This window comes from Pseudacidovorax sp. 1753 (genome assembly GCF_040544975.1).
GTDB lineage: Bacteria > Pseudomonadota > Gammaproteobacteria > Burkholderiales > Burkholderiaceae_C > Xenophilus.
Genome location: NZ_JBEPKY010000007.1, coordinates 270,534 through 277,241, shown reverse-complemented (window position 1 = coordinate 277,241; position 6,708 = coordinate 270,534). Strand labels below are relative to the sequence as shown.

The following is a 6,708-nucleotide window of genomic DNA, read 5'->3' as shown; positions in this document are numbered from 1 at the left end:
GACAGGCCCGCTTCGTGAACTGACTCGCGGCAGTTGTTTGAGCGCAGCGCGAAGCGCGTAGCGAGTTCTGCCGCGGCCCGTCTGCCCGAGCACCGGAGGGGAGTCGGCGCGCAGCGCCGACCGCCCCACTTGAAGCGCCGACACGCCCTCACCGGCGCCAGGGCCGAACCACCGCCCACAACCGGACCATCGTCGGGACCAGTCCACCGCAAGAAGCGAACCATCGGAACAAACGAACGGCCGGCCGACATCAAACGCCAATCACCCAACCTTCGACACCCGCCACTTCGCCAGCAAGGCCTGCGGCGCATAAGACCGCTTGCTCCGCCGGAACCCAGGATTGCCCATGTCCTGCTCGAAGTTCAACCAAAGCACCGGACGCGCGAACGACCGGCAGAAGTGCTGGAACATGAACGGGTAGATGCCCACATGGCTGTCCAGGCCCTTGGCGAAGCGGATGGCGAACACGCCCGGTTCCAGCGCCTGCGCGAGCACGAAGGCCACCGGCTGCGATTGGACGAAGTACACGAAGCCTTCGAGGCCGAAGCGTCCGGCATGCGCGATGGCCTCCAGGCACGCGTGCTCGTCGGCCTCGCCGGCGCCCTTGCCCTTCTGGACCATCCAGCCCGCAAGCACCTCGCGCGCTGCCGCTTCGACCGCTGGACCGAAGGGCACGGCCTCGGGCACATGATGGGCCAGGAACTGCCGCACCAGGTTGCGCTTCTTGGCCAGGGCCCGCCCCGCATAGTCGCGGAAGGACTCGGCCGCGTAGAGGTAGTCCGCATCGTCTTCGTTGGCGCTCCACACGAAGCGTCCGGCCGGCAAGACCTGGGTCTGATGCTCGGCCACCGGATAGAGACAGCCGTGCGTCTCGATCAAGGCATCCAGCACCGGCAACGGCGCAGTGCCGATGTCGAAGAGCGGCATGAAGTGCGTGGCACCGTCATACGTGCGGCCCGCGACGCCCGGCCACTCGCCGGGCAGAAAGCGGTACGCATGGGCCTCGCGGAACAGGTACAGGTTGGAGAAGGCATGGTCCGACAGCGCCTGCGCGCCCTGCCCCGTACGCAAGGCCGCCAGCGCCGCGTCGATGCGCGGCTGCAGGTCCAGCGTGATCGGCAGGCCGTTCAAGCGACGGGGTCGAGGTAGTCCACGCGGCGCACGCCGGGCGGCGGCGCGCTGGCCGGCTCGCCGGCAAAGCACTGGGCGATCTGCAGCCATTCGCGCGCGGCGCCGTCGCTGTAGCGCAGCGCCGTGTCGGCGACATTGCGGCGCTGCGTCACCAGCAGGCAAAAGTCCTCGGCCGTGCCGCGCACCCACTCGGACGAGGCCGGATCGCCCCAGGTCCAGGCACCCTCGCTTTCTGCGCCGCCGGGTCGCGGCTGCAGTTCCACGTACGGCACCACCGCCGGCACGGGCAGGCCGCGGTTGACGAAGCTCCAGCCGAAGGTGGTCACGCCGATGTGCGCGATGTGGCGAAGCCGCGTACCGGCCGGGCGGCGACGCCGCACCACGTCCCACACGTCCTGGCCATGGGCCCAGGTCTCCATCAGGCGGGCCGTCGCGAAGGAGCGCGCGCTCATGCTGGGGCCGTACCAGGGCAGCCGGGCCTTCGGGTCCAGCGCAGCCAGGGCGTCGGTCAGTTGCGCGGACACCGGCTCCCAGTGCGCCAGCAAGGCCGCGCCATCGAGATGGCCGTACTTCTCGCGGGCGATGGCACTGATCTCACGGCCAGCCGCCAACTGAGCCGTCAGCGCAGCGGTATCCCGTGCGAAGGCCTCGGCGTCGGTAGCTGCCAGGAGCGCCGTCTCGTCGAAGTACAGCAGGTGCGCGATCTCGTCCCACGGCGTCCAGCCGTAGAAGTCGCTGCGCAGGCGCCACTGTTCGGGGCTCAGGCCGCGCACCAGCCCGGCCAGTTCGGCGTACTCGGCGCGCAGGTCGTCGATGGTGTCGTTCATCGTGGTCGTCGTCTTGTCGGTTCGTCGCGTTCAGATGCCCAGTTGCCGCGCAGCCAGGTCCTTCATCACTTCCTCGGCACCGCCGCCGATCATCATGACCTTGACCTCGCGGTAGATGCGCTCGCTCTTCGTGCCGCGCATGAAGCCCATGCCGCCCAGCAGCTGGACCGCCTGGTCGGCGCAGAACTGCATCGTCTGCGTGGCCTGCACCTTGGCCAGGCAGACGCGGGCCACCAGCTGGGCCGGCTGCGCCAACTGGTGTTCGATGCGGTAGGTCAGGTCGTAGAGCAGCGCACGCGTGGCATCGATGCGCATGGCCATGTCCATCAGCTTGTGACGCACCACCTGCCGTTGCGACAGCACGCTGCCGCCCACGCTGCGCTGGCGCGTCCAGTCCAGCGCCTCCTGCATGCAGACCTCGGCGTAGCCACAGGCCAGCACCGCCATGAACAGGCGCTCGCTGTTGAAGTTGTTCATCACCAGCTTGAAGCCCTGGTTCTCTTCGCCCACCCGATGCGCCACCGGCACCCGGCACTGGTCGAAGCGCAGGTGCGCGGTGTCGGAGCTCCACCAGCCCATCTTCTTGAGCGGCGTGCGCGTCAGGCCGGGCGTGTCGCCATCGATCACCAGCAGCGAGATGCCGCCCGCGCCCTTGGCCGTCGGGTCGGTGCGCACGGCCGTGGTGATGAAGTCGGCGCGCACGCCGGAGGTGATGAAGGTCTTCTCGCCATTGACGATGTAGTGGTCGCCGTCGCGCACGGCCGTCGTGCGCAGGCTGGCCACGTCCGAGCCGCCGGAGGGCTCGGTGATGGCGAGGGCCGCGATCTTCTGGCCTGCCAGCACGGGGGGAATCACCCGCTGGCGCAGCGCCTCGCTGCCCGCCTTGAGCACGGGGGGCAGCGCGATGCTGTGCGAGTTGAGCGAGGCCTGCACCCCGCCCCCGCCGCAGCGCGCAAACTCCTCGGCCACGATCAATTGGTAGAACAGGTCGGCCGGCGTGCCGCCATAGGCCTCCGGGTAGCCCAGGCCCTGCACACCCAGCTCAGCCATGCGCGCATAGAGCGCACGCGGAAAGGTCTCGGCCTCGTCCCACTCGTGCACATGGGGCGTGACCTCGCGGGCGATGAAGTCGCGCAAGCTCGCGCGGAACTGCTCATGCTCCGGCGTGAAATGGAAGGGAAGCGGCGGCGCTTCGAGCAGGTCCATGCAGGTCTCCTGATGTCGCTGCAAGGCTAGCGTCAGAAACGCGACCGGTCTTGTGCGAACTGGCTGCGCCAATGCCGCCACACGAGCGGATGGAGCGCCCGGCCGAGACAGCGAGTTGGCGCAAGCCCGGCACCGGCCACCTCGCTACGCTGACCGCTTCAGAGGAAACGCGCATGACAGACACGCCGAACAACGCCTCCCGCACGGTCCGCATCGGCGGCGCCTCGGGCTTCTGGGGCGACAGCATGGTGGCCGCGCCGCAGCTCGTGAAGGGCGGCCGGCTCGACTACCTGGTCTTCGACTACCTGGCCGAGACCACCATGGCCATCCTGGCCGCGGCCCGGGCCAAGAACCCCGAGCTGGGCTACGCCACCGACTTCGTCGACATCGCCATGAAGCCCGTGCTGGCCGAGGTCAAGCGCCAGGGCATCAAGGTGGTCAGCAATGCGGGCGGCATCAACCCGCACGGCTGCGCCGCGGCGCTGAAGGCCGTGGCCGAGGCGCAGGGCATCGCACTGCGCATCGCCGTGATCGAGGGCGACGACGTGAGCAGCCTGATGCCCGGCCTGCGCGCCGAGGGCGTGCGCGACATGTTCACCGGCGAGGCCCTGCCCGAGAAGGTGCTGAGCGCCAACGCCTACCTGGGCGCCGCGCCCATCGCCGCCGCGCTGGCCGCCGGTGCCGAGGTGGTCATCACCGGCCGCTGCGTCGACAGCGCGGTCACGCTGGGTCCGCTGATGCACGAGTTCGGCTGGACGGCCACTCAGCACGACCTGCTCGCGTCGGGCAGCCTGGCCGGCCACATCATCGAATGCGGCTGCCAGGCCACCGGCGGCCTGCACACCGACTGGGAGGACATCCCGGACTGGGCGCACATCGGCTACCCCATCGTGGAATGCCACGCCGACGGCAGCTTCGTCGTCACCAAGCCGGAGGGCACCGGCGGCAAGGTGATCCGCGCAGGCGTGGTGGAGCAGTTGCTCTACGAGATCGGCGACCCGGGCGCCTACCTGCTGCCCGAGGTGAGCTGCGACTTCCGCGAAGTGCGTGTCACCCAGCAGGGCGAGAACCGCGTGCACGTAAGCCCGGCCAAGGGACGCGCGCCGACGCCCCATTACAAGGTGTCGGCCACGCAGCTGGACGGCTTCCGCTGCGCGGGCAGCATGGTGATCATCGGCCTCGACGCCGAGAAGAAGGCGCGGCGCACGGCCGAGGCCATCCTCGAGCGCACCGGCGAGATCCTGCAGGTCCAGGGCCTGCCGCCCTTCACGTCCACCTACATCGAGGTCATCGGCGCCGAGACGCTTTACGGCCCGCACTCCCGCACCCGCCAGGCGCGCGAGGTGATGATGCGCGTGGTGGCCAACCATCCTCAGAAGGCGGCCCTGGCCATGTTCGCGCGTGAGATCGCGCCTTCCGGCACGTCATGGTCGCCGGGCACCACCAGCCCCGGCGGCGGGCGGCCGGCAGTGTCGCCCCTGGTCAAGCCCTTCGCCTTCCTGCTGGACAAGGGCGCGGTGCAGCCGGGCTTCGTGCTCGACGACGTGCGGCACGCAGTGGCCATTCCTGCCGGCGCGCAGGCCTCGCCCATGCCTGCCCTGCCCGCCCCGGCCGACTGGAGCGCCGACGAGCCCGCCACCGAGACGGTGCGCCTGATCGACCTGGCCTGGGCGCGCAGCGGCGACAAGGGCAACCTGTCCAACATCGGCGTGGTGGCGCGCCGGCCGCAGTGGCTGCCGCTGCTGTGGCACGCGCTGCAGCCGGCGGTGGTGGAGGCCTGGTTCAGGCACCTGCCTGCCGGGCACGTCACGCGCTACCACCTGCCGGGCACGGATGCGATGAACCTGCTGATCCACGATGCCCTCGACGGCGGCGGTCCTTCGTCCATGCGCATGGACCCGCTGGGCAAGGGCATGGCGCAGATGCTGCTGGACATGCCGATCGCGGTGCCGCCCAGCGTGGCGGCCGAGGCCCTCAGGCGCGCGGACCGAGCATGATCACCGCCATGCCGGCCAGGCACAGCGCGACGCCGGCCAGGTCATAGCCGGTGGGCGTCACGCCGTCCACCCGCCACAGCCACAGGATCGCCACGCCCACATACACGCCCCCATAGGCCGCATACACGCGGCCACTGCCGGTGGGATGCAGGGTCAACAACCAGGCGAAGAGCGCAAGGCTGGCCGCAGCCGGCAGCAGCAGCCAGGCCGAGCGGCCCTGACGCAGCCACAGCCAGGGCAGATAGCAGCCCACGATCTCGGCCAGGGCCGTGAGCACGAAGAGTCCGAAGGTCTTGAGCAGGTACACGGCGGCCATTCTGCATGGCCGTGCTTCGCCAACTCCACCGCCCGCGGCTACAGCACAACCTCGTCCACCCGGTACTCGAACAGCCAGTGGTAGCGCTCGTGCACGCGCTCCGGTCGCCACTCGCGGTCCACGTAGGCGGCCGCGCCAGAGGCACTGGCCAGTTCGGGGTTGTGGAAGCGGCGTCCGTTCTCGGTCGACTTCTCCACGATGCGGGTCGTCCGGTCCAGGCGTGCGGCTTCGTAGCGACCCAGCGCTTCAGGCGCGTCGTCGATTTCGGCCAGTGCACGACCCAGCACGAAGCCGTCCTCGATGGCCATGGCGGCGCCCTGCGCCAGAAAGGGCAGCGTGGGATGCGCCGCATCACCCAGCAGCGTCACCCTGTCCTGCGTCCAGCGCGCAAGGGCGGGCCGCGCCATCAGCGCCCAGCGGTACGGCACGTCGATGTGGCGGATCAGCGCATGCACATCGTCATGCCAGCCCTCGAAGTCGGCATGGCATTCGGCATGCGTGCCGCGCTGCGTCCACGATTCGGCCACCCAGCGGTCGGTCTCGACGATGCCAACGAAGTTCATCAGCTGGCCGCCGCGCAGGGGGTAGTGGATGACATGCCGCCCGGGCCCGACCCAGTTGGTGCCGACCGGGCGCACCAGTTCGACCGGCAGGCGGCCGATCGGGATCACGCCGCGCCAGGCCATGCAGCCCGAATAGACGGCGGGCCCGTCGCCGAAGAGCTGGCGGCGCACGGCCGAGTGCACGCCATCGGCGCCGATCAACACACGCCCGCGGTGCTCCGAGCCATCGGCCAGCGTGAGCGTCACGCCGTCGGCAGTCTGGACAAAGCGCTCGCAACGCGCGCCCAGGCAGAGCGCGTCGGGCGCGAGGGCGCGGATCGCCTCCACCAGCACCCGATGCAGGTCGGGCCGGTAGAGCGTGTAGTAGGGATGGCCGTATTCCGCCACCGACGCGTCGCCCAGGTCGAAGAGCTTCCAGGTCTGGCCGGTGCTCCAAAGTCGGATCTCCTTGCCCACCGGCTCGGCCGCCACGCGGGCCAGCGGCTCGGCCAGGCCCAGCAGATGCAGCGCGCGGGTGGCGTTGGCGCTCAGCTGCAGGCCCGCGCCCACCTCGCCAAGCTGCGCGGCCTGCTCGAAGACGCGCACGGCATGGCCGCGACGCAGAAGCGCCAGCGCAGCGGTCAGGCCGCCGAGGCCGGCGCCTGCGATGAGGATCGGGTCAGGCATCG

At 70.1% G+C, this 6,708-nt stretch carries 6 protein-coding genes; 1 reads left to right on the top strand and 5 read right to left on the bottom strand.

Features of this window, described 5'->3' with window-relative positions:
* Positions 1-261: 261 nt before the first annotated feature.
* The 3 genes from ABIC63_RS11120 to ABIC63_RS11110 are packed head-to-tail and all read right to left on the bottom strand — an operon-like array spanning position 262 to position 3,164.
* Positions 262-1,131, bottom strand: coding sequence for a DUF2156 domain-containing protein (locus ABIC63_RS11120; RefSeq protein ID WP_354319788.1), 870 nt, complete (start codon positions 1,129-1,131; stop codon positions 262-264).
* On the bottom strand, positions 1,128-1,958 hold the full coding sequence (locus ABIC63_RS11115) for a TIGR03084 family metal-binding protein (RefSeq protein WP_354319787.1): 831 nt from the start codon (positions 1,956-1,958) through the stop codon (positions 1,128-1,130). Before ABIC63_RS11115 ends, ABIC63_RS11120 begins: the two co-directional genes overlap by 4 nt.
* A gap of 30 nt (positions 1,959-1,988) precedes the next feature.
* Positions 1,989-3,164 (bottom strand): acyl-CoA dehydrogenase family protein, encoded by a 1,176-nt coding sequence (locus ABIC63_RS11110; protein WP_294372997.1) that lies wholly within the window; start codon positions 3,162-3,164, stop codon positions 1,989-1,991.
* 173 nt (positions 3,165-3,337) lie between these two features.
* On the opposite strand from ABIC63_RS11110, the gene ABIC63_RS11105 reads away from it, so the two are divergent.
* A complete protein-coding gene (locus tag ABIC63_RS11105; RefSeq protein ID WP_354319786.1) occupies positions 3,338-5,161 on the top strand; it encodes an acyclic terpene utilization AtuA family protein in 1,824 nt (607 codons plus the stop codon).
* On the opposite strand, the gene ABIC63_RS11100 is transcribed toward ABIC63_RS11105, so the two are convergent.
* Together ABIC63_RS11100 and ABIC63_RS11095 are read right to left on the bottom strand one after the other, a co-directional pair.
* Positions 5,139-5,477 (bottom strand): YnfA family protein, encoded by a 339-nt coding sequence (locus tag ABIC63_RS11100; RefSeq protein ID WP_354319785.1) that lies wholly within the window; start codon positions 5,475-5,477, stop codon positions 5,139-5,141. The two genes, ABIC63_RS11105 and ABIC63_RS11100, sit on opposite strands and share 23 nt — an antisense overlap.
* 38 nt (positions 5,478-5,515) lie before the next feature.
* Complete coding sequence (locus tag ABIC63_RS11095; protein WP_294372992.1) at positions 5,516-6,706, bottom strand: FAD-dependent monooxygenase; 1,191 nt, start codon at positions 6,704-6,706, stop codon at positions 5,516-5,518.
* Positions 6,707-6,708: the final 2 nt, after the last annotated feature.